Raw genomic sequence first — 26,604 nt, 5'->3', positions numbered from 1 at the left:
GAAAAATGAGTGTAGAAAAAGTAGCAGTCGTCGTCGCCGGTGGCAGCGGTATGGGCGCGGCGGCGGCCAAGCGGCTGGCGGCGGACGGGTTCAAGGTCGCGATCCTGTCGTCCTCCGGCAAGGGCGAGGCTCTGGCCAAGGAGCTTGGCGGCCTCGGCGTCACCGGCTCCAACCAGTCGAATGACGATCTGCAGCGGCTCGCGGATCTGACGCTCGAGCGCTTTGGCCGCATCGACGTGCTGGTCAACAGCGGTGGCCACGGGCCACGCGCGCCGATCCTCGAAATCACCGACGAGCAGTGGCACACCGGTCTCGACGTCTATCTGATGAACGTCATCCGGCCGGTGCGCATCGTGGCGCCGCAGATGGTCAAGCAGAGGGCTGGCGCCATCATCAACATCTCGACCGCCTGGGTGGTCGAGCCGAGCCCGATGTTCCCGACATCCGCCGTGTTCCGCGCCGGGCTTGCCGCCTACACCAAGATCTTCGCCAACACCTACGCCGCCGACAATGTGCGCATGAACAATGTGCTGCCCGGCTGGATCGACAGCCTGCCGGCCACCGAGGAGCGCCGCGACAGCGTGCCGATGCAGCGCTACGGCACGTCGGAGGAGATCGCCGCGACCATCGCCTTCCTCGCTTCCGAAGGTGCGGGCTACATCACCGGCCAGAACATCCGCGTCGACGGCGGCATCATCGGCGCGATCTGACCGCGCCGGTCGCCTTGCGTGAGCCGGCGCGTCACTCCTTCACCGCGCCGGTCATCGACGAGACATAGTGCTCGACGAAGAACGAATAGAGCACCACCACCGGCAGCGAGCCGATCAGCGCTCCCGCCATCAGCGCCCCCCATTCGTAGACGTCGGAGCGCACCAACTCGGTCAGCACACCCACCGGCACGGTCTTGTTTTCCGAGGACTGGATGAATGTCAGCGCATAGATGAACTCGTTCCATGACAGGGTGAAGGCGAATATGCCGGCGGAGATCAGGCCCGGCACCGACAGCGGCAGCACGATCTTGGTGAGGATCTGCCACCGGCTCGCTCCGTCTATCAGCGCGCATTCTTCCAGTTCGAACGGGATGGAGCGGAAGTAGCCCATCAACAGCCACGTGCAGAACGGCACCAGGAAGGTCGGATAGGTAAGGATGAGCGCGAAGGGCGTGTCGTAGAGCCCGAGGTTGAACACCATCACCGACAGCGGAATGAACAGGATCGAGGGCGGCACCAGATAGGCGAGGAAGATGCCGAGGCCGACCTGCCGCGCCCCGGAAAAGCGCAACCGCTCGATCGCATAGGCGGCGAACACCGACGCCAGCAGCGACAGGAACGTAGCGGCGGTCGAGATGATGATCGTGTTGAGCAGCCAGCCCGGATAGGAGGTCTCGAACAGGAGATAGCGGATGTGCTCCAATGTCGGATGCACCACCCAGAACGGATTGAACTGCGCATAGTCGGTCATTTCGAGATTGGGTTTAACCGCCGTGATCGTCATCCAGTAAAACGGAAACAAAAGCACGAAGACGAACACCAGCAGCGGCAGATAGACCGTCACCACGCGGCGCGGCAGGCTCTGCAGGTAGCCCATGCCGCCTTCGTTGATATCCCCACGTTTCGCCTTCCTTGTCGCGGCCGTCTTGACCATGTCAGTCTCCGCCGCCTTGTTGCCATTTGCGGCGTTGCAGGCCGAAATAGCTGAACAGGATCGCCGCCAGCAGGAACGGGATCATGGCCACCGCGATGGCCGCGCCCTCGCCAAGCTGGCCGCCGGAAATGCCGCGCTGGAAAGACAATGTCGCCATCAGATGCGTGGCATTCACCGGTCCGCCCCGGGTCAGCACGTAGATCAGCTGGAAATCGGTGAAAGTGAACAGCACCGAGAAGGTCATGGTGATGGCGATGATCGGCGTCAGCAGCGGCAGAGTCACATAACGAAACAACTGCCAGCGACTGGCGCCGTCGAGCGTGGCCGCCTCGTAGAGCGACTGCGGAATGGTCTGCAGGCCGGCGAGCAGCGTGATGGCGACGAAAGGAATGCCGCGCCAGACGTTGGCGGCGATAACCGAAGCGCGCGCATTCTCCGGATCGCCGAGGAAATTGATGCGGTGGTCGATCAGGCCCATTTGCTGCAGCGCCCAGGACAGGATCGAGAACTGCGAATCGTAGATCCACCAGAAGGCGATGGCTGACAGTACGGTGGGCACCACCCACGGCAGCAGGACTATCGCGCGGAAGAACGATTTGAACGGCAGGTTTTCATTGAGGATGAGCGCCAGCCACAGGCCGAGCACGAACTTCAGGATCGAGGCGCTGACCGTGTAGAGCAGCGTGTTGAAGACGGAGAGCCAGAAGACGGTGTCATTCCAAAGGTACTGATAATTCTCGACGCCGATGAAGATGCCGGGGCGGCCGATCCGGGCATCGGTGAAACCGAGCCAGACGCCCAGCCCGAGCGGATAGGTCAGGAAGACCAGCAGCAGCGCCGCCGCCGGCAGCATGAAGCCGAAGCCCAGCGCGTTGCGGCTTTCGGAGATCCGCGAAAGCATCGACGGACGCGGCTGGGCGGCAACGGACGGCACGGCCATGGAGGGCTCCTCATCGGGGAATCAGGTCACGGCGTCAACGGCCGCCATGGGATTGTGCGACGGGCCGGGCAGCGCACTAGACGCTGCTCGGCGGTGCCGTGATCAAACGCGGTAGTAGCGGTTGGCGCGCTTCTCCGCCTCCTCCATCGCCTCCTGCGGCGTCGCCTGGCCGGTCACCGCCTTGGCAAACATGTCGACCAGGACATAGTCGGCCATGGTCGCCGCCGAGGCATAGCCGAGCGGCCCGGCATAGCCGTTGGGGCGCAGCGTCGCCGAGGCCTTGGCATAGGCGGCATTGTTCGGGTCGGCCGTCCACACTGGATTGTTGTCGAAGGCCTTCAGCGTCTGGCAGCAATAGCCCGCCGAGGAGGTGATCCAGTCGGTCATCTGCGGATCCTCGAACATGAACTGCAGATAGGCCTTGGCCGCATTGGGGTAGGGCGTGTAGTTGAAGATGACGGCGGTGGTCACCTGGAACAGTTCGACCGATTTCCCGACGGGACCGATCGGCAGGTTGGTGGTGCGGATGTCCTTGGCGATCTCAGCCAGCTTCGGATCGTTGTCCTTGTTGATCTTGGCCGTATTGTAGGCGGAAATGCCGTTGGCGATGACGCCGAGTTCGCCGGCCAGGAAGGCGCGGTTGTTATTGACGTCGAGCCAGCTTTCGGTCCCGGGAATGAAGGTCTTGTAGAGTTCCTGCGCGTATCCGATCGCCTTTAGCGTCTCGGGGCTGTTGATCGCCACCTTGCCGCTCTCGTCGACCATCTGGCCGCCATGGCTCCACAGCAGCCAGTGCGCGTAATTGTTGCCGTCGCCGACGCCGTGGCCGTGCGTGAAGCCGGCCGGATGTCCCTTCGCCTGCAACGCCTTGCAAAGCTCGAGGAAGCCTGCCGTGTCCTTCGGAAATTCGGAGAAGCCGGCCTCCTTCACCCAGCTTTCGCGATAGACGATGGCATTGCCGATCGTGGCCAGCGGCAGGCCGACGAACTTGCCGTCCCGCGTCGCATATTGCTTTGGTCCGTCGTGCCAGCCGCCATATTTCGAGCCCAGATACTCGCCGAGCTCGGTCACGTCGTGCAGCTTGTCGGGATATTGATGCGGGTCGTCGAACCAGACGAACATGAGGTCCGGGCCGGAACCGACATTGGCCGCGACCGCTGCCTTGGGGCGAATGTCCTCCCAGCTTTCCTTGTCGACACGAACCTCGACACCTGTCGCCTCGGTGAAGCGCTTGGTGTTGGCCAGCCATTGATCCTCATCGCCCTTGACGAAGGGCGACCAGCGCAGCAGCCGCAGCTTTGCGCCTTCCTCGGGCTTGTATTTCAAGCCCTCCTGGGCAAAAGCCGGCGAGCCGACGAACCGGCTTCCCAGAGCTCCCGCCGCGGCACCTGCGGTCGTGCGGATTACATCGCGTCTCGTGAATTTCATGGTCGTCTCCTCCGGTTTATCTTCCTTGCTATGCGGTCCTTACCATCCGTTACGCGTTTCAAATCGTGTTCCGGTCGTGCCGTCAAAGAGATGAATCAGGCCAGGCGCGGCAGAGAGCCGTATGGATTCGCCCGGTGTTAAGGCATGGCGTTCGCGGAAATTGGCGACGATCTCGTCGCCGCCGGCGGTGCGGCCGATGATCTGCACTTCCGACCCGGTCGGCTCGACCACCGCGACGGTGACTGGAATGCCTTGGGCTGACGATAGCCGCAAATGCTCGGGCCGTATTCCCAGCACCACCGGATGACCGTTGCCAACGGCCGGCGCGCCGGCCAGCGGCACGGAAATTCCCCCGGCGCCGCGAAAGGACGGAGACCCGTCGGTGACGATCTCGCCCTTGATCAGGTTCATGGCGGGCGAGCCGATGAAACTGGCGACGAAGAGATTGTTTGGCCTGTCGTAGAGCTCCAGCGGCGGTCCGATCTGTTCGACGATGCCGTCATGCATGACGACGATCTTGTCGGCCATGGTCATGGCCTCGATCTGGTCGTGGGTGACATAGACTGTGGTCGTCTTGAGCCGCTGGTGCAGTTCCTTGATCTCGGCGCGCATCTGCACCCTGAGCTTGGCGTCGAGATTGGAGAGCGGTTCGTCGAACAGGAAAACCTGTGGATCGCGCACGATCGCCCGGCCCATGGCGACGCGCTGGCGCTGGCCGCCGGAAAGCTGGCGCGGATATCGCGTCAGCAATGGCACCAGCCCGAGGATTTCGGCGGCGCGCTGAATGCTGGTAGCGCAATCGGCCTTCGAAACACCTTTGAGCATGAGCGAGAACGCCATGTTCTCGGCGACCGTCATGTGCGGGTAGAGCGCGTAGTTCTGGAACACCATGGCAACGTCGCGCTCTTTCGGCGCAACGTTGTTGACGACCCGATCCCCGATCGCGATCTCGCCCCGAGAAATCTTTTCCAGGCCGGCGATCATCCTGAGAAGGGTCGATTTTCCGCAACCCGACGGGCCGACCAGCGTGACGAATTCGCCGTCGTCGATATCCACACTGACGCCATGCAGGACCTCGACGGTACCGAACGATTTGTAAACATCGCCGATCGCGACAGACGCCATCGATCTCCTCCCGAATGCTTCTTGCGACGCCCCGAAGGAAACCGCTCCTCTCCCGCCTCGCGACCGTCTCCCATTCCCCCAACAGGTCGCGTGACGATCAGACGGTAGCGCTACCAAGCCTGCCTGTAAAGCGGCCATGCGGCCGGTGCTCTTGTCGTTCGGAACACCGGCGCAATGACCGGTTCGCCGGCAAACTACCCCCCATTCACAAAAGCCAGCACCAGCTTCTGCAGGTTTCCGCCGGGGCCGAATTCGACCCGGTCGAAGTCGCGGCTCGCCTGCCGCTGAGCCAGCGAGATCTGGGCGAGTTGCCTCGTCAGCTCGGTTCTGATCTTGCTGCAGGCGGGGTCATCAGTAACGGTCAGGCCGACGCTCACCGCCTCGATCTTGCGCACCATCTCGGCGATGGCTGCGCCATGCACTCTCTCGTGGGCGGCGAGCCCGGCGATGAACACCGTCCAGTTCTTCTGGACGGAAGCCGGCAACGGTTCGGCCGGCTTCGGCAAGGTGTAGGTGATGATCAGTTTCGGGCGCGCCGATTTGAGCACGCAGGCGTCGCCTTGCGGCCTGTAGTCCCTGGTCCAGGTCAGCTTGAAATTGGTGTGCGCAATGACCCGACCCTTGCCGAGCAAGGGGCCGGCTTCGCCGATCGCGGCATAGAGTTCCGGGCCGGTCCGCCCTGCGATGGCGTAGGTCTCGACCTTTTCGACCGGCTTCCAGTCGGCGCGTGCCGGCGACGCCAGCAGGGAGGCCGCGAACAGGAGAAAGAACATGGCTGGTTTCATGGAAACGTCAGAGACACTGGGCTGAGGCAAAGATCAACCCGGCGCAATGCACTCAGGTCCCACGGCAGGCCGCGTCATAGTCGGCCAGCACCTGATCGACAGCTTCGAGAAGGATAGCCTCGGGATTGCCCGCCGGCCCGAGTTCGGCCGGCAGCGCCGGCAGGAATTGCCGCATCAGCGTTTCGGGAATGGCAACGTCGTCCAGCGCCTTGCGCAGGCGCTCGACGGCCGCGACAGCGGTGGGGTTGCTCCAATAATAGCGGATGCGGTCGCTGTAGCTGTAATGCCGCTGCACATAGAGCTCTGCTTCATTGCCATGATAGTGGCTGTGCCAATGGCCGGGGGCTGCCAGCATCGCGCTTTCCATGGTCCGGGCGAGCGACCGGTCGCCATAGTCCCTGGCCATTTCGGAGGCGATCAGGTCGAGCCCGTAAAGCGCCTCGCGCAAGGCGAAGGTCAGGCCGGGGCCGACCTTGAGGATAGGAAAGCCGTTTGCGACCAGCGCGGTCAAAGCCGCACGGGTCTGGTAGTCGGTCGAATGCGCCTCGTAGACGAGCGACGGCTGCTCATCGAGCAAGCCGGTCAGGCCCTTGGATTTTTCGGGCGCGTAGGCGACGACATTCTGGCTGCCGAATTCCACGCCCGGCTGCACCACCACGGCCATGACGCGGCTGAACGCCTCGGTCAGGCCTTCGCGGGCAAAGATCTCCCGGTGAACCTCGATCGTGCGCCGCGCCGCCGCCGCCTCGGTCGGCTTCAACTCGCTGATCGCATGGTCGACGCCGCCGGGGGCGGGAACTTCGGTGCCGATGATGTAGACCGGCAAGGTGCTGCCTGCGGCGTGCGCGCCCGTTTCGGCCGCCTTTGCCAGCCGCGCCGCCCGGGTGGCGATGGTCTCGTCGTCAAGCGCCGCCGGCTCGCCGGCGCAGCCCATCGATGCGTCGAGATGGATCTTGGTGAAGCCGGCCGCGATATAGGCGCCGACCATGGCCTCGGCCTTGTCCATCGCCTGCGCCGCCGGCTCTGCGCGCCACGGGTTCGGTCCCAGATGGTCGCCGCCGAAGATGATGCGCGAGGCTTCCAGCCCCTCGCGGCAGGCAATCTCCAGCACGAAGGCGACGAACAGCGCCGGGGTCATTCCGGTATAGCCGCCGAACTGGTTGACCTGATTGCAGGTTGCCTCAATCAGCAGGTTCTTCTCCCTGTCGGCAACGGCGCGCCTGATCGCCGTCTGGATCACCAGCGGATGCGCGGAGCAGATCGAGGTGATGCCGTAGGGCGAGCCGTTTTTGCGCGCGCTGGCGAGGCCTGCAAGCGGGTTGGCGCTCATGTCCGTCTCGCTGTTCCCTTGATGAATTGGTCAAGCGCATCGAAGCCGGCGGTGCCTTCCATCGGGCCGCGCCGGGTGACGTTGCGGGCGCCGGCGGCATTGGCATAAAGCAGCGCCTTGCCGGGCTCCATCCCCTGGCGCCGGCAGGTCAGGTAAGTGGCGCCGAAACAATCGCCGGCGCCCGTCGGGTCGACTTCCTCGACCTGAAAACCGGCGCAGTCGGTCCTGGCGCCCTCGGCGCCGAACCAGGAAGATCCGTCAGCACCGCGCTTCAGCACGATCTCGCCGACGCCCCTGGCAAACAGCGCCGCCACCGCCTGATGCTCGTCATCGACGCCCGCCGTAGCGAGCAATTCGTCGCCGGACGGCAGCAGCAGGTCGGCGTCGTCGATGAGTGCGGAAAACAGTGCGCCGTCGGAGCCGTCGATCAGCTCCTTGCGCACATTCGGGTCGAATGAGGTCGAGCCGCCGCGGGCACGAACCGCCTGCACTGCGTGGCTGACGATCTCCTTCAGCCCTGCCACCGACAGCGTCGATCCCATGATATGCAGATGGCCGGCCCTGTCCGCCAGCAGGCGCGCAGCAGTGGTCAGGTGGATCTGCCCGGCGGCGGATTCGGCGATGTTGTAGACGAAGTCCCTGATACCATCGGGCCGGTAGCGCACGAAGGCGCATCCCGTTGGGAAGCGGTCGCTGATATCGACGGCTGAGACGTCGACGCCGTCGAGCTCCAGCCTGTCCAGGTTGAGCGTGCCGAAATCGTCGCGGCCGACGCAGCCGATAATGCCGGCGCCGCCCCCCAGCCGCGCAACCTGATCGATGAAGATCGCCGGCGCACCGCTGGGGAATGGCCCGACGAGCGTTTGCGGCTCGAGGAAGCCGAAACCCAGTTCCGTCGCCATGATCTCGACCAGGATTTCGCCGGCGACAATAGTTGGCCCCGCGGCCTCGGCGGCGATTTCGCTGCGGCGCGAAAGGCTCATGCTTGCGATTCCTCCTTGTCACAGACTGATTGCTTGCTCGCGCAGTTGTTCGGCACAAATGTTTATCGGGTAAATCGCACATAGGGCGAAGTCAATAAAACTTTACATGCGTATAGTTTACTTATTCTGCGCGTACACATTGCAGGATTCGGGTGGCTGGGATCGTGGCACCGTGCAAATCAGGCGTCGACCGCAGCGAAAGGACAGCCATGCTCACGCTTCATGATTATTTGCCGTCGCAAAACGGTTGGAAGGCGAGGGTCGTGCTCGGCCTGCTCAACATTCCCTATGAAAGCCGCCTGGTGTCGATTTTCGAGGGCGAGAGCCACACCGACGCTTTCCTGAAGCTCAACCCGGCCGGCGCCGTTCCTGTGCCCGAACTCGAGGATGGCCGTGCAATCGCCGAATCGAATGCGATCCTCATTTATCTTGCCGAAGGCACGCCCTTGCTGCCGGCGGATCGCTATGTCAGCGCGAAAATTATGCAATGGCTGTTCTTCGAACCGTACCATGTCGAGCCGGTCATCGGCTCCCTGCGCTTCTGGACGCTGGCCGGAAGGCTGGAGCGCAACCAGGCGATGCTTCCGGCCAAGCGCGAAGCCGGCGCCCGCACGCTGGCAGCGCTGGAGCGCAGCCTGAACGACACGCCGTTCCTTGTCGGCGACATGCTCACCATCGCCGACATTGCTGTCTATGCCTACGGCCACCGTACCGAAGATTGCGGCTTTGCGCTGGCGGCTTATCCGGCGGTTCGTGCCTGGACGGGCCGGGTACGCGACGCCATCGGTCCCGGCTATCCCGTGCATCTCTACAGCATCGATCGGCATTCGGCTGCTTGAAGGCAAAAGGCGCGTTCACCTTGCTTAGTCGAAAAGAAGACCCAGATTCTGCTTTGTCGGCGGCTTTCGCTCGCAATCCGTTGACTGGATGGCCGGATCCCGGCGTCAACTCGACGACCTGCCGGCACTTAGCATGGAGGTGACCATGACACGCGACGACATCATTTCGGTGTTGGGACCGGTAGACGAGGCGGTCATAGCCGACATCGCGCTGACCGGCGCCACCCTTCAAGAACTGCGCGAGGCGTTCGCCTGGCTCGGTGCCGACGAGGCGCTGGTCAACGAGGGCCGCCCCTTGCCGGGAACGAAGGTGGCGCGGCTGATCGAACTCCTCGATATGCCGGACGACGAGGACGGTCCACAGGCTGTGGCGGCGCAGGGGTTAGGGCAGTAGGGCCCTGACTACCGCGGTTTCCCATTCACTTCATGCTCTCGACAGCAGCCGGCGCATGATCAGCGAGGCGTGGCCGCCAACGCCGTGCGCGGCCGGGCGGTGTTCGACCACCTCGAAACCGTGCTTGCGATAGAAGGCGATCGCCTGGTCGTTGCCCTCGATCACTTCCAGCGCAATGCTGGGGATGCCGGCATGCGCGACAAGCACCGCGTGCAGCAGGTCGGTGGCGAGCCCGCTGCCGAACTCTGACTTGTCGATGTGCAGCCGGCCGAGCAGGACATCGCCACGATCGTCCATCGCCGCCATCGCGTAGCCGGCGATCGAACCGTCCGGCCGTTCGGCCACGAACGACATCTTGTTGTCGTCCAGAAGTTCGGCTGCCAGCCGCTCGGGCGCATGCTTGTCGTCCGAGAGGCGTGCCGTGGTCTCGGGTCCCAGGATCGGCGAATAGGTGCGCCGCCAGGAGTCTCCCAGCAGCCGCGACACCGACGGCACGTCCTTTGCGGTCATGGTTCTGATCTCGGTCATGGCTGTGCCATCATGCCAAGCTCGCGCCGGCAATCAAGCTGCACGACGCGCGATCTGCTTCTTCGTCGTCTTGGTGCGATCTGGGCTGCGCGACGTTTCTGCGAGACGTACATCACCCAATCCTGCCAACACCACCGGAGCATGGTCCTTGAATCTGACGACAAGGTCGAGTTCGCCCCCGAGAGCCTTAACGTAGCCGCGCAAGGTCGACAGAAGAAAATCCGAGCGCTTTTCGAGCTGGGCAACGGAGACCTGTTTCTTGCCCAACTTGCGGCCGACATGCTCCTGTGTAAGTGCCCGAGCCTTGCGAAGCTGCTGAAGGGTTTCAAACTCCTCAAGCAGCTCCCTGGTACGGAGGTCGGACGCCTTGATCAGTTCGGGAGACATCGTTTCGGCAAATACGTCATCGGCGGAAATGGCCATCACTTCTTCTCCTTCTTGTGCCCTTCCTTGGCAGTTTTCTGCCCCTCTTTCACGCGCTTTAAATGGACGTCGAACCTCCTATCGGCGATCTCGATCAGCTTCTTGTAGAAGCGCTTCTCGTTGACGCCCGATTTACCTCCCGCAACAAGGAAAATGGCCTTTCTCTCAGGATCGAACGCGAACGCCACTCTCCACACGCCATCAGCAGCATCGAACCGCATTCCTTCATGTTCGCGTGCCTTGAGTCGTTCAGCGTATCGACCCTCGGCCTGCCATAAGACGGACCCAGTGCTTCAGAACATTTGCCAAAGCACGGATTTCGACCTTTACGTCGTCCTTCAGCTTGGAGAATTCCGTTCTGAAGTCATCATCGAATTCCACAATCCATGTCATTAAAAATAGCTTTCACCTTATATAATGTCAAGTGAATGTCATGGACGACATTATCTCGGTGTGCCGAAATCCTCACCGCCTCACCCGCGACTTCAGCCAACGATCGAAGGCCACGGCCAGGATCAGGATCAGGCCGATGACGATGCTTTGTGTGTAGGAAGAGACATTGTTGAACTGTAGCCCGTTCTGCAGCACGCCGATGAGTGCTGCGCCCACCACCGTGCCGCCGACCGAGCCGATGCCGCCGAATAGCGAGGTGCCGCCGATGACCACGGCCGAAATCACCGTAAGCTCGTAGCCGATGCCGGCCACGGCTTCGGAGGAGTTGAGCCGTGCTGACAAAACGAAGGCGGCCAGCCCGGCGAAGAAGCCGACGATGACATAGACCGAGATCAGAATGCGGTCGACGCGCAGGCCCGAAAGGCGCGCGGCCTCGGCATTGCCGCCGACGGCATAGACGGCGCGGCCATAGCGCGTATAGCGCAGCACGATGTGGCACAGGATGGCCGCCACCGCGAAGATGATCGCCGGCACCGGCACCGGTCCGATGAGCCCGGTGCCGAACCAGCGCATCGAGGCGTCGAAGCCGGAGATCGGTCCGCCATTGGAGATGGTCAGCGTCAGGCCGCGAAACACTGTGAGACCACCCAGCGTGACGACGAAGGGCGGCACTTTCAGCCTGGTGATGGCAAAGCCCTGGACGCCGCCGGCCAGCGCCCCGACGATGACGGCGGCAAGCAAGGCGGCGAACCAGCCATATCCTTGCGTGCCCGTGGTCGACAGCGACAGCGTGTTGGCGGTGCCGCCCTTGGCCACCACCGCCGCCACCATGCCGCAGAAGGCGAGCAGCGAGCCGACCGACAGGTCGATGCCGGCAGTGAGGATGACGAAAGTCATGCCAAGCGCGATCAGCCCGGTGATCGAGATCTGCCTCAAAATGTTGAACAGGTTGATTGGATCGATGAAGCTCGGCTTCAGCACGGTGAAGATGACGATCAACACCGCCAGGAACATCAGCGGCCCAAAACTCATCAGAAGCCGCGCGATGTTGATGCCGCTGCGCTGGGTCTGTTCGGTGGTGCTGGTCATTGCATTGCGTCCTGCTTGCGGTCGAGCGCCATCAGTTCCATCAGTTTTTCCTCGGTCGCTTCGATGCCCGGCATTTCGCCGGTGATACGGCCGCGCCGCATGGTGACGATGCGATCCGACACCGCCAGCACTTCCGGCAGTTCCGACGAGATCATCATGATGGCGATGCCGCGCGCAGCCAACTGGACCAGGATCTGGTGCACTTCGGCCTTGGCGCCGACATCGACGCCGCGCGTCGGCTCGTCGACGATCAGTACTTTCGGGTCGCGCGCCAGCCAGCGGGCCAGGATGACTTTTTGCTGGTTGCCGCCGGACAGGCCCTCGATCGCCTGGTCGGGCGAGGCCATGCGGATCGACAGTGCCTTGCGATAGCCGGCCAGCGCCTCGCGCTCGCGCCGTTCGGCCATGAAGCCGGCCCCATTGCTGTAGCGGCCGAGCGAGGCGATCGAGAAATTGTTGAGAATGCCCAGTGCTGCAAAGATCGCCTGGTGCTTGCGGTCTTCCGGCACCAGCCCGATGCCGAGTTTGATGGCGTCTGCGGGGGAGGCCGGGGCGATCGGCTTACCGTCGAGCGCAATCGTGCCGGCGGCGATGCGGTCGGCGCCGAAAATGGCGCGGGCAAGCTCGGTGCGGCCGGAACCAACGAGGCCGGCAACGCCGAGGATTTCGCCGGCCTTCAGATCGAGGTTGACGCCTTCGAGTACGATGGCATGCGGCGCCAACGGGTCGCGTACCGTCCGCAGCCCGCGCACCGAGAGCCTGACCTCGCCGGCGACATCGCGCTGCGTCGGCCGCGCGTAGAGCTCGGAGGCGGCGCGGCCGACCATCTTCTCGATGATCTTCGGGATCTGGATCGGCTGGCCGTCACGGTCGAGATGACCGGCCAGCCTGCCATCCCGCAGCACGGTCATGCGGTCGCAAATGGCGGACGCTTCCTCCAGCCGGTGGGTGACGAACATGATGGCGACACCGTCCTTGCGCAGCCTGTCCATGATCGACATCAGTTTCTGCACCTCGGTCTCGGTCAGCGCCGAGGTCGGCTCGTCCATGATGATCAGGCGGCTTTCCAGCGACAGAGCGCGGGCGATTTCGACCAGCTGCTGTTCGGCCACCGACAGCGAGGACACCGGCGTCGCCGGATCGATGTCGAGACCGACGCGGGCGATGATCGCGCGCGAGGCGTCCTCCATCCTGCGCCAGCTGACCAGCCCGAGCGGCCCGAGCGGCGCACGGCCGATGAAAATGTTTTCCGCAACCGTCAGCGTCGGGATCAGGCTCAGTTCCTGATAGATGGTGACGATGCCATGCCGCTTCGCATCCTGCGGACTGGACGGCGCGTAGTCGGCGCCGTCGAAGACGATGCGGCCGCTTGACGGCGGCATCACGCCGGACAGGATTTTCAACAGCGTCGACTTGCCGGCGCCGTTCTCGCCGAGCAGGCCAAGGATCTCACTGGGCCGCACCTCGAGCGAAACGTCGATGAGCGCGGTGACGCCGGAAAAATGCTTGGTCACGCCTTCGACGGAAAGGAGCGGGGGCGATGATGCGGTGGGTTCAACGGCGGACAAGCATTGCTCCCGGATTGCGATAGGCAGCGGGACAGCGCCCCCCTCTGTCCTGCCGGACATCTCCCCCACACGGGGGGAGATCAGCAGTTTTGCCGGCAGCACTATTTCTATAACGTTGGCGATTGGCGAAAGCAGACGTGACGGCCAATCTCCCCCCAAGTGGGGGAGATGTCCGGCAGGACAGAGGGGGGCGCGACAGCGCGCGACCTCCACCCGTCATGGGCCCTACTCTCACTTCGTCTCGTTCAACCTCTCCGCCTTGTCGAGATTGTCCTTGCCGATGACGATCGGCGTCAACAGCACCAGCTTCTCCTTCGGCTCGGTCTTGTCCCTGGCGAAGGCGACCGCGATCTGCACCGCCTTGCGCGACTGTTCGCCGGGGAACTGTTCGACAGTGCCGGCGAGCTTGCCGTCGCGCACGGCGACCAGCGCTTCCGGCAGCGCGTCGAAGCCGTAGATCTTGACGTCGGTGAAGTTGCGCGCGGCACAGGCTTCGAGCGCGCCGAGCGCCATGTCGTCATTGGCGCAGATGATGGCGTCCGGCTTGCCGTTGGCGGCAAGCCCGGCCTCGGTCACCGACAGCGCTTCGGCGCGGGCGAAATTAGCGGTCTGCTCGAAGATGATCTGGTACTTGTCCTTGAGCGTATCGAGCACATTGTGGACGCCTTTGTTGCGGTCGATCGCTGGCCCGGCACCCGGCTGGCCCTGCAAATGGAACAGCTTGGCGCCGTTGGGGAACGCCGCCACCATGGCCTGCGCCTCGGCCTCGCCGCCCTTGACATTGTCGGCGCCGACATGGGCCAGAATGCCCTCGACGCCGTCAACGCGGCGGTCGATGGTGACCACGGGAACCCCGGCCTTGACCGCTTCCTCGATCGCCGGCGCCAGCGCGTTGACGTCAAGCGGCGAAATCACGATGGCGTTGACCTTCTGCACAAGTGCGGCCTCGATGTCGGCGGTCTGCTTCGGCGCCGAGTTCTGGCCGTCGCTCTCGGTCAGATTGACGCCTTGCGCCTGCGCCTCCGCCTTGATCTCGTTCAGCATGTGCACAAAGAACGGAAAGCCGAGATTGGGCACCGAGCCCAATATGGTCAGTTTGTCGGCGGCAAAGGCCATGGGCGCGGCCAGCGCCATGGCGCCGGTCGCCACGGTCGACAACAGGAATTCGCGTCTGTTCATCAGATATCCTCCACATGAACGCAGGAGCCCGAAACCGGGAGCGGCTCGGGACGGTCCTTGCGTCAATTCAAAAATGGAGTGTCCTGTGAACGCCCCGAGGGGACGCGAGGCGCTCCAGCCGGTCCGCCGCAACGTTCTCCTCCGCACGGCGCCGACCCGAGGATGCTAGCCAAGGAAAATCGATTACGCAAGGTGAGGCGAGGGGCTGAAACTGCTAATCTCCCCGCTTGTGGGGGAGATGTCCGGCAGGACAGAGGGGGGCGCTGTCCCGCCGACATTGGCCAATTTCACTTACATCTTTGAGCTAACCCCTACGCAGAATACTTGATGCGGGCGATCCTTCGCGCCCCCTCTGCCTTACCAGGCATCTCCCCCACGAGGGGGGAAATTGGCAGCTTAGACGCCTCTACCTGTCGATGGTCGTCATCACCCGCTCATTGTAGCGCGGCCCTGAGACCTTGCCCGGCGCGAGTGCCGCGTCGAGCGCAGCCATCTCGGCGGCTTCGAGCGTGATCGCTGCGGCAGCGACATTTTCCTCCAGATACTTGCGCCGCTTTGTCCCCGGGATCGGCACGATGTCGATGCCGAAGCCGTCGCCCTTGCCGAGCACCCAGGCCAGCGCGATCTGTGCGGGCTTTACCCCTTTGGCCGCAGCCACCTCTTGCACCGCAGCCGCTGCCGCGACATTGGCGTCGTAGTTGGCGCCCTGGTAGCGGGGGTCGCCGCGCCGAAAATCGCCTTCCGGATAATCCTCGGCGCGCTTGACATCGCCGGCGAGGAAACCGCGGCCGAGCGGCGCGAACGGCACCAGGCCGATGCCGAGCTTTTTGAGCAGCGGGATGATTTCCGGCTCCAGATTGCGCTCCCACAGCGAATACTCGCTCTGCAGCGCCGAGACCGGATGCACGGCATGTGCGCGGCCGATGTTGGCCGCACCAGCCTCCGACAGGCCGAAGAAGCGCACCTTGCCCTCGGCGACGAGCCGGCCGATCGTGCCGGCGACGTCTTCCATCGGCACGGCCGGATCGACGCGATGCTGGTAGTAAAGGTCGATATGGTCGGTGCCGAGCCGCTTCAGCGAGCCCTCCAGCGCCTCGCGGATATGGTCGGGCCGGCTGTCACGCTCCGTGCCGACCTGTCTGCCGTTTTCGATGCGGAAGCCGAATTTGGTGGCAAGGGTCACCTCATCGCGCCGGCCCTTCAGCGCCCGCCCGAGCAGCTCTTCATTGGCATAGGCGCCGTAGACTTCCGCCGTGTCGAGGAAGGTACAGCCGAGTTCGATGGCGCGGTGCAGGGTGGCGATCGATTCCGCCTCGTCGGCAGGGCCGTAGGACTGGCTCATGCCCATGCAGCCGAGGCCGATCACCGAGACCTGCAGCCCCTGGCTGCCGAGTTTGCGGGTGCTGAGGGTCATTGCCGTTCTCCTTGGGGCTGAGGAAAACTATAGCGGCCGCTCCTCCAGTTTCCAAGCTGTTCGGCGGAAGAACAGCGCTTCCCTTGACAAAACCCAGCCGCAAGCGCCTTTGCCGGCGGCCATTGGGGAACATGGGATACCAATGAAGAAGATCTACGAGAAGCCGACGCGGAACCGGCGTCAGCAGCTCTCGCGCGTCACCGCGCTCATAATTCCTTCGGACCACTAACCGAATATTGTCGTCGCCATTGCAAAGTCCGCTGCCGAGGCGCAGCGGTTTTTTGCTGCCGTCGGATCGTAGCGCTGCCAGAAGCAGGCGGTCAAAATTGACAGAGCGGCCGATCTCCAGCATCCTTATGCCGCCGCCATGTCTTGCGGTCTTGTGTATGAGTGAGCCATGGCCAGTTCCGTCACCAGCCAGAATTCCAAGCGCGCCGCGGTGCGCAAGGCGCTCGACCGCCACAAGGTCTACGTCACCGCGCAAAGCTTTTCCGGCGGCGTCTACTCGGCCCGCGTGCTGGTCGACGGCGAGGCCTACTGGGTCGACGAGTTCCGGCTGAGCCAGCTCCAGCAAGGGCTGTCCCCGGCCGAGCTAGACCTGACGCCCGCCTCAGACGATTGAGCGTGATCTCCACATTCTTCGCACCGCGCTGGGAAATTTGAAATGTTGGCGGGACAGCACTGTGCAGGAACGCGGCGCAGGGAAGGTTCGTTCGCCGCCGCCGCTCCCGCCTGACCCATGCCAACCCCGCCAACACTCAAGGCCTATCGCGCCAAGCGCGAATTTACGAAGACGCCGGAACCGGCGGGCGGGCTCATTTCAGGCGACGGCAACCGCTTCGTCGTCCACAAGCATCACGCCACCGCCGACCATTACGATTTGCGCCTGCAGGTCGGCGGCGTGCTGAAAAGCTGGGCGGTGCCGCGCGGGCCCTCGCTCAACCCGGCCGACAAGCGGCTCGCAGTTGAGACCGAGGACCATCCGCTCGAATATATCGACTTCGAAGGCGTCATTCCCGAAGGCGAATATGGTGGCGGTCCGATGATCGTCTGGGACACCGGCACCTGGGCGCCGATGGACGATGTCGACAAGAGTCTGCGCACCGGCGCGTTCAAGTTTCGGCTGGCCGGCGACAAGTTGAATGGCGGCTGGATGCTGACCCGTCTGAAGCCCAAGCCCGGCGAAGACAGCGAGAAGAAAAACTGGCTGCTGTTCAAGGAGCGCGATCTCGCCGCCGATACCGGCCTCGACATCCTGGAAGCGCGGCCGGAAAGCGTGAAGTCCGGCAAGCGGATCGAGGAGCTGGTGGCGCCGCCGAAGAAGCCGGCCCGCCTGCCGCCCAAACCCGGCGCGCTGAAACCCGGCGCGCTGCCCGGCGCTGTCAGGGGCGATCCGCCGTCGCGCATCGAGCCGCAGCTCGCCACGCAGGTGCCGAAGCCGCCGGGTGGGCCAGTGGAAGACACAGGTGAACTCTGGTTGCACGAAATAAAATTCGACGGCTACCGCACCATGGCGCATATCGCCGATGGCGAGGTCAGGCTGATCACCCGCGGCGGCATCGACTGGACGAAGCGTTACGGCGACCTGCCGCAGGCATTCGCCCGGCTGCCCCTCAGCAAGGCGATCATCGACGGCGAAATCATGGTACTCGACGAGAAGGGCATCTCGCGTTTCGCGCTGCTGCAGGATGCGCTGTCGGCGGGTGCGGGCAGCAAGCTCCATTTCTATGCCTTCGACCTGCTGCATCTCGACGGCTGGGACCTCCGCAAGGCGCCGCTCGCAAGACGCAAGGCCTTGCTCGCCGAACTGCTAGCCGGGCAGGGCGCCAACTCCGCCATCCAGCTGAGCGACCATGTCGAAGGCGACGGGCAGGGGCTTTACGATCAGGCCTCGATCCTTGGGCTGGAAGGCGTCGTCTCCAAGCGCGCCAACGCCATCTACCAGAGCGGCCGCACCAAGACCTGGACCAAGGTCAAGGCGCTGGAGACCGGCGATTTCATCATCGCCGGCTACACCGTTTCCGGCGCGGCCGAAGGACTGGCGGCACTCGGCATGGCTGAATTCGCGGATGGCGAACTGCACTATCGCGGCAAGGTTGGCACCGGCTTCGATGCCGCTACGGCGGGCGACTTGCTGGCCCGGCTGCAGCCGCTGCGCGACGGCGCGACAGCCCCCGAGGGTGTGCCGCGCGAGATCATGCGCGAGATGAAATGGGTGCGGCCGATGCTGTCGGCCCGCATCCACTACGCCAACCGAACGGCGGACAATTCGCTGCGCCACGGTGTGTTTCGGGGCCTCCGGGATGTCGGCCTGTCGACGCCGGTGTCGCCGAAGCGCAAGCGGCTGATCGCCGAAGCCGATCTCGCCACCATCTGGGTGACCAATCCGGAGCGGCGGCTGTTCGGCAAGACCGGGCCGACCAAACTCGACATCGCCGTCTATTACGCGCTGGTCGGCGATTTCATGCTGCCGCACATTATGGGCCGCCCGGTGTCGCTGGTGCGCTGCCCGACGGGCCTGCCGAAGGACTGTTTCTTCCAGCGCCACGCCTTCACCGGCATGCCGCCGTCGGTGGTCACTTTTGACGCCACCAACTCCGAAGGTGAAACCAAATCCTATCTGTCGGTCGAGGGAGCAAAAGGCTATCTGGCGCTGGCGCAGTTCGGCGTCGTCGAGTTCCACACCTGGGGCACGCATCGCTTGAGCCTCGACAAGCCCGACCAGATCGTTTTCGATCTCGATCCGGGTGAGGGCATCGCCTGGCGCGAGGTGGTCGAGGCCGCCGTCCACATCAAGGGCGAATTGGAACGGCTCGGCCTGGTGCCGTTCGCCAAGACATCCGGCGGCAGCGGCATCCACATAACCGTGCCGGTGACGCAAAAGCAGAACTGGAAGAAGCTGCACCAGGCGACCAGCGCCATCTCCACGCACCTAGCGGCCACCGCGCCCGACACTTTCACCACCACAATGGGCAAGGAAAACCGCAGGCGCCGCATCTTCATCGACTATCACCGCAACGCGCGCGGCCACACCTCCGCGGCGCCTTATTCGCTGCGCGCCCGCACCAACCTGCCGGCGTCGACGCCGGTGAGCTGGAGCGACCTTGAGACGATCGATGCGCCGCAGGATCTGAACTATTCCTCGCTGCCGGGGTTGTTGGCGACCTCGGGCGACCCCTGGGCGGACATGGAGGATTTCGCGAGGGATTTGCCGGCCTTCAAATAAGGTTTTTCTCCCCATTTCATGGGGGCGAGGAACCCAAGTCCATCGACGCTTCGGACAATTTGAATTATTCTCGGCCTTGGACCTTAAGGGCGACTGGAAGATTTCGCTAGGGATTTGCCTGTATCGTGCCCGGTCGGTGTAGGATTTCCGCAGCACCATTCGTCCTTTGGACGAAGCGCTGCAGTAAGCATGATCCCGAAAAGTGGCAACCGGTTGTCGGTAAGATCATGCTCAGTCTGAAATGTCAGTGCGTGGCCGCGTAGGAGAGTATCATGGCGCCCAGGGCAAGTTGGAAAGGTTACCTCAAGCTCAGCCTCGTCAGCTGTCCGGTCCGGCTCTATCCGGCAACGACGACCAGCGAGCGCATATCGTTCAACCAATTGCACAAGAAGACCCACAACCGCATCAACATGAAGCCGGTCGACCCTGAACTCGGCCTCGTCGAGCGCGCGGACCTGGTCAAGGGTTACGAATACGAGGACAAGCAGTACATCATCATCGATGAGGCCGACCTCGAAGCAGTGCGCATCGAATCCAATCACACGATGAACATCGAGGCCTTCGTCGACGAAGACGAGGTCGACGTCATTTATCAGGATGCGCCGTACTACATGGCGCCGGATGGCGCCATGGCGGAGGAAACCTTCGCCGTGCTGCGCGAGGCAATGCGCAAATCCGGCAAGCTGGCCATTGCCCGCCTTGTCCTGTCCAGCCGCGAGCGCGTGGTGACGATCGGCGCGCGCGAGAACGGCATGTTCGTCTGCACCTTGAGGAACCCGAACGAAGTGCGCGGCACGGCTGAATATTTCGGCAACATCCCGGCTGGCAAGCCGGATCCCGAAATGCTGCAATTGGCCGAAGCGCTGATCAAGCAGAAGGAAACCACCTTCGATCCGAAGAATTATGAGGACCGCTACGAGATCGCGCTGATGACGATGATCCGCGAGAAACTGAAGGGCCATAAGCCGATCATTGCGGCGGCGCCCGAGCGTGGCAATGTCATCAACCTCATGGACGCGTTGAAGGCGAGCCTGTCGCAATCAGCCAAGCCGCCGGCCAAGTCGAAGAGCAAGGCCGACGACGCTGAAAAACCTGCCGCCAAGGGTAAGGCGGGTGCGGCCAAGGAAAACCCGTTGAAGGCCAATCTGCTCAAGGCCGTCGGCAAGAGCAAGGGGTGACGGCGCCGACCGGTATAATCCCGGGCGCCGTCTTCGGCGCCATCGGCGCGCTGGCGGCATTTCCGCTGCGGCTCGCGGCCCGTGAGGTGGAGCGTCAGCACGGCCAGTTGCGGCGCGGCGTCACCAGGCGCACCAGCCATGTTGTGTTCGGCCGAACGCTGATCGCCAAGGCCGGCACGGCGAAGGGCGGCGATGCCGAGATCGAGCGCCGGGTTGCAGCCGAGGGCTCCGCTGGCCGAACACTCGTTAGCGAAAATGGCTTCCTGCGCCTGCTTGGTCTGATGAAGGCGCCGGAGGCGTCTTCGCTGTCCAGGCAGTCTCTCGTCGACCAGTCCAGACTGTCCGGTGCCGACCTCGACCTGCTCAGCCTGTTCGACGCCTTCGAGCACGATTGTGAACCCTACTCGTTCCGCGATCTGATCCTTGCCCGCAAATATGCCGGGCTGGTCGCCGGCGGTGCATCCTGGGGCGCGATCGCGCGCTCCGTGCATCGCTCCGGTCCGGTCGCTTCGCTCACCGCCAAATCGCTCAATGTCGGCTCGCAGCATGGCCGGCCCGATCAGATCTATCTCGAGGATGGCCAGAGCGAACTCGACGGCCAGCTGCTGTTCGATCTCGGCAGCGCAAGCGCAGCCGGCGACGACACGCTGGAAGAATTGTTCGCCGAGGCTGAAAGCGCGGAAGAGGAGGGCCGGCACGACGATGCCGCGGCGCTCTACCAACGCTGCCTCAGCATCGATCCGAGCGACGCCATCGCGGCGTTCAACCGCGCCAATTGCTTGCGTGGCGCCGGTCGCGTGGCCGACGCGGCGCATGACTATGCAAGAGCGATCAAGCTCGATCCGGCGTTCGTCGAGGCCTGGTTCAACCTCGCCGGGCTGATGAGCGACGAAGGCAAGATCGCCTCGGCGCGCCGGCATCTGCAAAAAGCGATCACGCTCGACAGGACTTATGCCGATCCAGTGTTCAACCTCGCCCGACTGGAATTCGACGCCGGCAATCTGGCTGAAGCCCGCCGCCACTGGGTGCGCTATCTCGAACTCGACGCGGATAGCGAATGGGCCCGCATGGCGCAAAAGGGGATACAGTTCGTCGATTTGCAATTGGCACGGACGGCGGGGTAGGGCGCAATGGCAGCGCTTGAGCGCCCCCCTCTGGCCTGCCGGCCATCTCCCCCTCAAGGGGGGAGATTGGATGTCGCCATCGCTTTCGCCAATCACTATCGTCGCGAGGTCCGTGAGGCGCTGAAACTGCCAATCTCCCCCCTTGAGGGGGAGATGTCCGGCAGGACAGAGGGGGGCGCGAAGGAACTCGGCCTTTACTGGCAGCGCACCCCATGACCGCCTTCCTCTTCGACGGTAACGAAACCGCCGCGGCCACCATCTTGCTAGCCCACGGCGCCGGCGCGTCGATGGATTCGCCTTCGATGACCGCCACCGCCAAGGCGCTGGCCACCGCCGGCTTCCAGGTCGCGCGCTTCGAATTTCACTATATGGCGGCCCGCCGCTATGGCCAGCGCAAGCCGCCACCGCGCGCCGAAACGGTCAACCCGGAATACATCAAGGCCATCGCCGATCTGAGGGCGAGGGGCGTCGCTGGTCCGCTCATCATCGGCGGCAAGTCGATGGGCGGGCGCGTCGCCTCGATGGTCGCCGACGAGATGTTCGCCAAGGGCGAGATTTCGGGCCTCGTCTGCCTCGGTTATCCCTTTCATCCGCCGGCCAAGCCCGAGCAACTCAGGACAAAACATCTCGCCGACCTCAAGACGCCGACGCTGATCTTCCAGGGCACCCGCGACGAGTTCGGCACGAAAGAAGAGGTCGCGACCTACGGCCTTTCCAAAGCCATCGAGGTGATCTGGCTGGAGGATGGCGACCACGACCTGAAGCCGCGCAAGAGCGTGTCGGGGTTTTCGACCGCCGATCATCTGAAGACGCTGGCCGGGACGGTGAAGGCGTGGACAGGGCGGATCGTTTCCTGATCGCCAAATGAAAATCGCCACCTTCAATATCAACAACGTCAACAGCCGGCTGCAAAACCTGCTGGCGTGGCTGGCGGCAGCCAAGCCCGATGTCGTCTGCCTGCAGGAGCTGAAGGCGCGCGACCTGCAGTTTCCGCGCACGGCACTGGCCGACGCCGGCTATGGCGCGGTGTGGAAGGGCGAGCCGACCTGGAACGGCGTTGCCATACTGGCGCGCGGGTCCGAGCCGGTGCTGACCCGTGACGAACTGCCCGGCGATACCGCCGACAAGCAGAGCCGCTACATCGAGGCGGCGGTGTCGGGCGTCGTCATCGCCTGTCTCTACGCGCCCAACGGTAACCCGCAGCCGGGGCCGAAATTCCAGTACAAGCTGGCCTGGCATGAAAGGCTGGAGGCGCATGCCGCAGAACTCTTCGACACCGGCCTGCCGGTGGCGCTGGTCGGCGACTACAACATCGTGCCCGAGCCGCGCGACATCTACGCCACCCGCTCCTATGACGACAACGCGCTGGTGCAGCCGGAAAGCCGGGCGTCGTTCCAGCGTCTGCTCGAGCAGGGCTGGACCGATGCGCTCCGCAAGAAGCATCCGAAGGAAACGCTCTACACGTTCTGGGATTATCGCCGCGACCGCTGGCCGCGCGATGCCGGGCTGCGGCTCGACCACATCTTGCTGTCGAAGAAACTGGCGCGCCGCCTCACCGCTGCCGGCATCGACCGCGATGTCAGAGGTGAGGACGGCGCCAGCGACCACGCGCCGGTATGGGTCGAATTGAAGTGAATTTGGCTGCGTGATCGCGCCCACTTTCGTGGGCGCAGTTTTGCGCTATTTGTTTCGCTGCGGCGGCCGCATGATGAGCAAGGTGCGGCACCCGGAGGGGGAGTCCGATGGACAGGTTGGCCGAAAGGCTGTTTGCGCTTCCGCTGCTGGCGGCCGCTTTGGCTTGTCTGGTGCGGGCGTATCTGCTGCTCGGCGACAGAGATTTCAGCTGGAGCGGGATCGACCACATGCTGCACGGCCCAGCCACGCTGCGACCGGTGGTGTTCCTGACCGTCGGCGGGCTTTGCCTGCTTGGCGCCCTGTTGTTCTGGGCCGGACTGCTGCCGGGTCGGCGAAGCCAGCCTGCTGGAACGCCGCTTTTTGGCCGCGACGCCGAGATGGAATCCAAGGGTCGCCCAGGCTGGCGGCGCGCCTTCCTCATGTTGCCGGTGCTCGCCGTGTTGGCGCTGCTGGCCGACCACTTCCCTTGGGCGCGTGACGCCGGCCCGGGCGCTGAGGTCGTCGCCCCGAGGGAGCCCAAAGCCGAGCCGAAGGGCCAGGATATCGCCGGCGTCCCACCGGACCTGGCGACGCCGGCGGTTCCACCGAGTTCGCCGCCGCTCGCCACGCCTCCCGAGCCAACCCCGCCTGAGCAGGCTGCCAAACCGCCGGAACCGGCGCAGCCTACGCCTCCGGCTGCTCCCCCTCGGCCGCCACAAGTCGCAGTCGCTCCGGCGACACCGCCACCGGAGACTGCTCCACCGCCGGCTCCGGCGACACCGCCACCGCAAACCGTCGCGCCGTTGCCGCCGCCTCCGCCGGCGCTGCCGACCGAGCCCGACGGCCATCGCGACGCCGTCGTCTGGCTCGCCGTCTCGGCCGATGGCCGCGACATCATGAGCGCCAGCACCGACCATATGATCAAGCTCTGGGACATCGCCGGCAAGCGGCTGATCCGCAACCTTGGTGAACACAAGGACATGGCGCGCACGGCGCTGTTCATGCCCGACGGCGCAACCGCGCTGACCGCCGGCGACGATGGCGAGATCGTGCTGCGAAAGCTTGCCGACGGCGCGGTGCTGCATGTCTTCTCGTCGGGCGCGAATGGCGGCGTGCGTAAGCTGGCGATCAGCCCGGACGGCAAGCGCGCCGTCAGTGGCCACGACACCGGCAACGTCATCGTCTGGGATCTCGTCAACAAATCGGTGCTGCATGTGATGACCGGACATGACTGGCCGATCAGCACGGTCGCAATCTCGCCCGACGGCACGCGCGCGCTCAGCGGCTCCATCGACGGCACGCTTAAATTCTGGGACGTCGAAAGCGGCAAGCAATTGCGAAGCTGGCACGGCCACGAGCAGGGCACTTACGGCGCTGTCTTCACCGCCGACGGCCATCATGTCGTCACCGGCAGCGGCGACTACACGATCAAGCTCTGGGACCTCGACACGTTTAGGGAATTGCGCCGCTTCGAGGGTCACGAAGGCACCGTCTATACGCTGGCGCTGTCGGCCGACGGCAAGCGCTTGGCCTCCGGCTCGCTCGACGGCACGGCGCGGCTGTGGGATGTCGGCACCGGCGGCCAGGCCGCCATGTTCGACAGCCGCACCGGCCCGATCTACGCCGTTGCCTTCGCCACCGACGGCACGCTGCTCACCGGCGGCGACGATCGCACCATCAGGGATTGGCCGGCGGCTGGCGGCGATGGCGAAATCCTGTTCGCCGGCGCACCGCAGTAGCGACATCAAATGCTTTGGATATTCCAGAACAGCCTGGCTTGCGCTATGGATTACTGGTGGCTGCAAATGGATTGGGGACGGTGAGCAACAACGACTGGGCGCCCAAAGTGGATACACCTGTCTACAGCCCGCCCACGTCGCGTCGCCGAGGGGTCCTTACCGTCGTTCTGGTGTTGCTGGCGGCTTTTGTGCTGCTCGGGCCTGGCCGAAATTACTATGTGCAGTGGTCAGCCATTAAGAAGATTCAAGCGGCTGTCCTGGCAAAGGATTATCGCGAGCAATTCCATCAGATCTCCGTGCTGGCCGACATGGGAAATGCTGACGCACAGTACAATCTGGGATTAATGTACTGGCGTGGCCAGGGTATTGCCCAAAATGACAGGCAGGCGACCTACTGGTGGGGCAAAGCAGCCGAGCAAGGAAATGCAGATGCGGCATCCTTGCTCGCCCAGGCCTATTCCCATGGCCGAGGTGTCGAAAGAAACGACCAACTGGCGTTAAAATTTGCCACACAGTCGGCCGACAAGAGCAACGCGAATGGTTACTATGCCATCGGCACCCTGTACGCGCAGGGCCAAGGTGTTCCGCAAAGCTATGAGCAAGCTCTCTCCTGGTGGCGCAAGGCAGCCGATGGCGGCAGTACCGAAGCTGCCTACTGCATCGGTCGGTCCTATTATCTCGGTGAAGGCGTTGAGAAGGACGATCAGCTCGCCGTGACGTGGGTGCGAAAGGCGGTCGACAAGGGTGAGCCGAATGCCCAGTCTCTGTTGGGCACGCTGTATTCGCTTGGCCACGGCGTCGGTCAGGATGACCGCCTGGCCTTCGAATGGTGGATGAAGGCCGCGGTCGCCGGTGTGCCGGAAGCGCAATACTCCTTAGCAAACGCGTATGAATTGGGAAAAGGCATCGGCAAGGACGACGCCCAGTCGTTCGCCTGGTTGGTCAAGGCGGCGGAACAGGACAATGTCCGGGCGCAGTCTGCGCTGGCCTATGCCTATGCTACGGGCAAGGGCACTGCCAAAAGTGATGCCGAAGCATCATTCTGGTGGCTGAAGGCGGCGAGCCGGGGAGACGCTTATGCGCAGGCGAACCTCGGCCTGGCATATTGGACGGGCGCCGGACTGACTCAGAGCGACGCTGATGCCGTTTCGTGGTGGCTCAAGGCCGCAAAGCAGGGGGACGTTTCGTCTGAACTGTACCTGGCTGTTGCCTATGCCCGCGGCAGAGGGATAGCCAAGGATGAAAAATCCGCCGAATTCTGGTTGCTGGAGGCAGCCAAGGCGGGAAATGTCGAAGCAGAACTCAACCTTGGCAAGCTTTATTACACCGGGATCGGCGGCAAGCCGAACTATCCGGAATCTGCCAAGTGGTTTTCCACATCGGCAAGCCACGGAAATGCGGAGGCCAGGACCTTCCTCGAAATGATGAAGGAAAAAGGCCAGTTCGACAGCAAGACGCTGTGAGCTCAGGGTCAGGCAACGCCGATGACGTCGGTGAGGTCGTGTCATATAATGGACATCGGCAGCGGATACCAAAACTGTCTTTCATCAGTCAATTTCGGAGGCCACTTATGCCTGCCGGCCATCTCCCCACTTGGGGGAGATCAGCAGCGTCGCCGTCACGCCTTTCGTTTGCGGCGTGACACTCGCATCGCACGATGC

Annotated in this window: 25 protein-coding genes; 11 read left to right on the top strand and 14 right to left on the bottom strand. The window is 63.7% G+C overall.

Annotated elements, in window-relative coordinates; translation table 11 throughout:
- The first annotated feature begins 5 nt into the window (after positions 1-5).
- Positions 6-710, top strand: coding sequence for an SDR family oxidoreductase (locus NKH54_RS15500; RefSeq protein WP_023673468.1), 705 nt, complete (start codon positions 6-8; stop codon positions 708-710).
- A gap of 31 nt (positions 711-741) precedes the next feature.
- Here NKH54_RS15500 and NKH54_RS15495 read toward each other — a convergent pair whose 3' ends face one another.
- The 7 genes from NKH54_RS15495 to NKH54_RS15465 all read right to left on the bottom strand — a co-directional run bounded on the left by NKH54_RS15495 (position 742) and on the right by NKH54_RS15465 (position 8,235).
- A complete protein-coding gene (locus tag NKH54_RS15495) occupies positions 742-1,644 on the bottom strand; it encodes a carbohydrate ABC transporter permease (protein ID WP_353028509.1) in 903 nt (300 codons plus the stop codon).
- Between the two features lies 1 nt (position 1,645).
- A complete protein-coding gene (locus tag NKH54_RS15490; protein WP_460221873.1) occupies positions 1,646-2,545 on the bottom strand; it encodes a carbohydrate ABC transporter permease in 900 nt (299 codons plus the stop codon).
- A 141-nt stretch (positions 2,546-2,686) separates the two neighbouring features.
- The gene (locus NKH54_RS15485; RefSeq protein ID WP_023693796.1) at positions 2,687-4,012 is read right to left on the bottom strand and encodes an ABC transporter substrate-binding protein; all 1,326 of its coding nucleotides are present in this window, start codon (positions 4,010-4,012) and stop codon (positions 2,687-2,689) included.
- Positions 4,013-4,051: 39 nt separating this feature from the next.
- Positions 4,052-5,137: an ABC transporter ATP-binding protein gene (locus NKH54_RS15480; protein ID WP_353028508.1), complete on the bottom strand. Its 1,086-nt coding sequence runs from the start codon at positions 5,135-5,137 to the stop codon at positions 4,052-4,054.
- 194 nt (positions 5,138-5,331) lie between these two features.
- The gene (locus NKH54_RS15475; RefSeq protein WP_023673473.1) at positions 5,332-5,922 is read right to left on the bottom strand and encodes a DUF922 domain-containing Zn-dependent protease; all 591 of its coding nucleotides are present in this window, start codon (positions 5,920-5,922) and stop codon (positions 5,332-5,334) included.
- 52 nt (positions 5,923-5,974) lie between these two features.
- Entirely contained in the window at positions 5,975-7,252 is a 1,278-nt protein-coding gene (locus tag NKH54_RS15470; RefSeq protein ID WP_023821235.1) for a D-tagatose-bisphosphate aldolase, class II, non-catalytic subunit, read from the bottom strand.
- Positions 7,249-8,235: a tagatose kinase gene (locus tag NKH54_RS15465; protein ID WP_353028507.1), complete on the bottom strand. Its 987-nt coding sequence runs from the start codon at positions 8,233-8,235 to the stop codon at positions 7,249-7,251. The genes NKH54_RS15470 and NKH54_RS15465 overlap by 4 nt, the downstream gene beginning before the upstream one ends.
- Before the next feature lie 209 nt (positions 8,236-8,444).
- On the opposite strand from NKH54_RS15465, the gene NKH54_RS15460 reads away from it, so the two are divergent.
- Both NKH54_RS15460 and NKH54_RS15455 read left to right on the top strand, forming a co-directional pair.
- Positions 8,445-9,074: a glutathione S-transferase family protein gene (locus NKH54_RS15460; RefSeq protein WP_353028506.1), complete on the top strand. Its 630-nt coding sequence runs from the start codon at positions 8,445-8,447 to the stop codon at positions 9,072-9,074.
- 145 nt (positions 9,075-9,219) lie between these two features.
- Entirely contained in the window at positions 9,220-9,468 is a 249-nt protein-coding gene (locus NKH54_RS15455; protein ID WP_031201948.1) for a hypothetical protein, read from the top strand.
- Positions 9,469-9,498: 30 nt separating this feature from the next.
- Here the strand turns inward: NKH54_RS15455 and NKH54_RS15450 are convergent, their stop codons facing one another.
- The 7 genes from NKH54_RS15450 to NKH54_RS15420 all read right to left on the bottom strand — a co-directional run bounded on the left by NKH54_RS15450 (position 9,499) and on the right by NKH54_RS15420 (position 16,062).
- Positions 9,499-9,996 carry a GNAT family N-acetyltransferase gene (locus tag NKH54_RS15450; protein WP_353028505.1) on the bottom strand — a complete coding sequence of 166 codons (498 nt, stop codon included), beginning with the start codon at positions 9,994-9,996 and terminating at the stop codon, positions 9,499-9,501.
- Between the two features lie 33 nt (positions 9,997-10,029).
- Positions 10,030-10,419, bottom strand: coding sequence for a helix-turn-helix domain-containing protein (locus NKH54_RS15445; protein ID WP_023693789.1), 390 nt, complete (start codon positions 10,417-10,419; stop codon positions 10,030-10,032).
- The gene (locus tag NKH54_RS15440; protein ID WP_352760286.1) at positions 10,419-10,640 is read right to left on the bottom strand and encodes a type II toxin-antitoxin system RelE/ParE family toxin; all 222 of its coding nucleotides are present in this window, start codon (positions 10,638-10,640) and stop codon (positions 10,419-10,421) included. The genes NKH54_RS15445 and NKH54_RS15440 overlap by 1 nt, the downstream gene beginning before the upstream one ends.
- Positions 10,641-10,884: 244 nt before the next feature.
- Positions 10,885-11,901: an ABC transporter permease gene (locus NKH54_RS15435; protein WP_023673479.1), complete on the bottom strand. Its 1,017-nt coding sequence runs from the start codon at positions 11,899-11,901 to the stop codon at positions 10,885-10,887.
- Complete coding sequence (locus tag NKH54_RS15430; protein WP_502907525.1) at positions 11,898-13,529, bottom strand: sugar ABC transporter ATP-binding protein; 1,632 nt, start codon at positions 13,527-13,529, stop codon at positions 11,898-11,900. The genes NKH54_RS15435 and NKH54_RS15430 overlap by 4 nt, the downstream gene beginning before the upstream one ends.
- A 171-nt stretch (positions 13,530-13,700) precedes the next feature.
- A complete protein-coding gene (locus tag NKH54_RS15425; RefSeq protein WP_353028504.1) occupies positions 13,701-14,648 on the bottom strand; it encodes a substrate-binding domain-containing protein in 948 nt (315 codons plus the stop codon).
- A gap of 406 nt (positions 14,649-15,054) precedes the next feature.
- On the bottom strand, positions 15,055-16,062 hold the full coding sequence (locus NKH54_RS15420) for an aldo/keto reductase (RefSeq protein ID WP_023743907.1): 1,008 nt from the start codon (positions 16,060-16,062) through the stop codon (positions 15,055-15,057).
- Positions 16,063-16,459: 397 nt separating this feature from the next.
- Here NKH54_RS15420 and NKH54_RS15415 point away from each other — a divergent pair, with 397 nt between their 5' ends.
- The 8 genes from NKH54_RS15415 to NKH54_RS15380 all read left to right on the top strand — a co-directional run bounded on the left by NKH54_RS15415 (position 16,460) and on the right by NKH54_RS15380 (position 26,406).
- Positions 16,460-16,684 carry a hypothetical protein gene (locus tag NKH54_RS15415; protein WP_023673483.1) on the top strand — a complete coding sequence of 75 codons (225 nt, stop codon included), beginning with the start codon at positions 16,460-16,462 and terminating at the stop codon, positions 16,682-16,684.
- Positions 16,685-16,801: 117 nt separating this feature from the next.
- A complete protein-coding gene (gene ligD / locus NKH54_RS15410) occupies positions 16,802-19,288 on the top strand; it encodes a DNA ligase D (protein WP_353028503.1) in 2,487 nt (828 codons plus the stop codon).
- Between the two features lie 272 nt (positions 19,289-19,560).
- A complete protein-coding gene (gene ku / locus NKH54_RS15405) occupies positions 19,561-20,466 on the top strand; it encodes a non-homologous end joining protein Ku (RefSeq protein ID WP_023685883.1) in 906 nt (301 codons plus the stop codon).
- Entirely contained in the window at positions 20,463-21,590 is a 1,128-nt protein-coding gene (locus NKH54_RS15400; RefSeq protein ID WP_353028502.1) for a tetratricopeptide repeat protein, read from the top strand. Before ku ends, NKH54_RS15400 begins: the two co-directional genes overlap by 4 nt.
- A gap of 212 nt (positions 21,591-21,802) precedes the next feature.
- Entirely contained in the window at positions 21,803-22,447 is a 645-nt protein-coding gene (locus NKH54_RS15395) for an alpha/beta hydrolase family protein (RefSeq protein WP_353028501.1), read from the top strand.
- A 7-nt stretch (positions 22,448-22,454) separates the two neighbouring features.
- Complete coding sequence (locus tag NKH54_RS15390) at positions 22,455-23,225, top strand: exodeoxyribonuclease III (RefSeq protein ID WP_353028500.1); 771 nt, start codon at positions 22,455-22,457, stop codon at positions 23,223-23,225.
- 107 nt (positions 23,226-23,332) lie between these two features.
- Complete coding sequence (locus NKH54_RS15385; protein ID WP_353028499.1) at positions 23,333-24,943, top strand: WD40 repeat domain-containing protein; 1,611 nt, start codon at positions 23,333-23,335, stop codon at positions 24,941-24,943.
- Positions 24,944-25,023: 80 nt separating this feature from the next.
- Entirely contained in the window at positions 25,024-26,406 is a 1,383-nt protein-coding gene (locus NKH54_RS15380) for an SEL1-like repeat protein (protein ID WP_353028498.1), read from the top strand.
- The last annotated feature ends 198 nt before the right edge of the window (positions 26,407-26,604 follow it).

This window comes from Mesorhizobium sp. M1004, from assembly GCF_040318795.1.
Taxonomy (GTDB): domain Bacteria; phylum Pseudomonadota; class Alphaproteobacteria; order Rhizobiales; family Rhizobiaceae; genus Mesorhizobium.
The sequence above is the reverse complement of the archived record's forward strand: the minus strand, read 5'-3'. Positions and strand labels throughout refer to the sequence as shown.

What these genes read in the sequence shown, in the direction of transcription:
- NKH54_RS15460 (WP_353028506.1), top strand. Translation starts at nt 8,445, where the DNA reads ATGCTCACGCTTCATGATTATTTGCCGTCGCAAAACGGTTGGAAGGCG.
- NKH54_RS15420 (WP_023743907.1), bottom strand. Translation starts at nt 16,062, where the DNA reads ATGACCCTCAGCACCCGCAAACTCGGCAGCCAGGGGCTGCAGGTCTCG.
- NKH54_RS15440 (WP_352760286.1), bottom strand. Translation starts at nt 10,640, where the DNA reads ATGCGGTTCGATGCTGCTGATGGCGTGTGGAGAGTGGCGTTCGCGTTC.
- NKH54_RS15500 (WP_023673468.1), top strand. Translation starts at nt 6, where the DNA reads ATGAGTGTAGAAAAAGTAGCAGTCGTCGTCGCCGGTGGCAGCGGTATG.
- NKH54_RS15435 (WP_023673479.1), bottom strand. Translation starts at nt 11,901, where the DNA reads ATGACCAGCACCACCGAACAGACCCAGCGCAGCGGCATCAACATCGCG.
- ku (WP_023685883.1), top strand. Translation starts at nt 19,561, where the DNA reads ATGGCGCCCAGGGCAAGTTGGAAAGGTTACCTCAAGCTCAGCCTCGTC.
- NKH54_RS15395 (WP_353028501.1), top strand. Translation starts at nt 21,803, where the DNA reads ATGACCGCCTTCCTCTTCGACGGTAACGAAACCGCCGCGGCCACCATC.
- NKH54_RS15480 (WP_353028508.1), bottom strand. Translation starts at nt 5,137, where the DNA reads ATGGCGTCTGTCGCGATCGGCGATGTTTACAAATCGTTCGGTACCGTC.
- NKH54_RS15490 (WP_460221873.1), bottom strand. Translation starts at nt 2,545, where the DNA reads ATGCTTTCGCGGATCTCCGAAAGCCGCAACGCGCTGGGCTTCGGCTTC.
- ligD (WP_353028503.1), top strand. Translation starts at nt 16,802, where the DNA reads ATGCCAACCCCGCCAACACTCAAGGCCTATCGCGCCAAGCGCGAATTT.
- NKH54_RS15465 (WP_353028507.1), bottom strand. Translation starts at nt 8,235, where the DNA reads ATGAGCCTTTCGCGCCGCAGCGAAATCGCCGCCGAGGCCGCGGGGCCA.
- NKH54_RS15445 (WP_023693789.1), bottom strand. Translation starts at nt 10,419, where the DNA reads ATGGCCATTTCCGCCGATGACGTATTTGCCGAAACGATGTCTCCCGAA.
- NKH54_RS15450 (WP_353028505.1), bottom strand. Translation starts at nt 9,996, where the DNA reads ATGACCGAGATCAGAACCATGACCGCAAAGGACGTGCCGTCGGTGTCG.
- NKH54_RS15455 (WP_031201948.1), top strand. Translation starts at nt 9,220, where the DNA reads ATGACACGCGACGACATCATTTCGGTGTTGGGACCGGTAGACGAGGCG.
- NKH54_RS15495 (WP_353028509.1), bottom strand. Translation starts at nt 1,644, where the DNA reads ATGGTCAAGACGGCCGCGACAAGGAAGGCGAAACGTGGGGATATCAAC.
- NKH54_RS15415 (WP_023673483.1), top strand. Translation starts at nt 16,460, where the DNA reads ATGGCCAGTTCCGTCACCAGCCAGAATTCCAAGCGCGCCGCGGTGCGC.
- NKH54_RS15475 (WP_023673473.1), bottom strand. Translation starts at nt 5,922, where the DNA reads ATGAAACCAGCCATGTTCTTTCTCCTGTTCGCGGCCTCCCTGCTGGCG.
- NKH54_RS15430 (WP_502907525.1), bottom strand. Translation starts at nt 13,529, where the DNA reads ATGTCCGGCAGGACAGAGGGGGGCGCTGTCCCGCTGCCTATCGCAATC.
- NKH54_RS15385 (WP_353028499.1), top strand. Translation starts at nt 23,333, where the DNA reads ATGGACAGGTTGGCCGAAAGGCTGTTTGCGCTTCCGCTGCTGGCGGCC.
- NKH54_RS15390 (WP_353028500.1), top strand. Translation starts at nt 22,455, where the DNA reads ATGAAAATCGCCACCTTCAATATCAACAACGTCAACAGCCGGCTGCAA.
- NKH54_RS15470 (WP_023821235.1), bottom strand. Translation starts at nt 7,252, where the DNA reads ATGAGCGCCAACCCGCTTGCAGGCCTCGCCAGCGCGCGCAAAAACGGC.
- NKH54_RS15485 (WP_023693796.1), bottom strand. Translation starts at nt 4,012, where the DNA reads ATGAAATTCACGAGACGCGATGTAATCCGCACGACCGCAGGTGCCGCG.
- NKH54_RS15425 (WP_353028504.1), bottom strand. Translation starts at nt 14,648, where the DNA reads ATGAACAGACGCGAATTCCTGTTGTCGACCGTGGCGACCGGCGCCATG.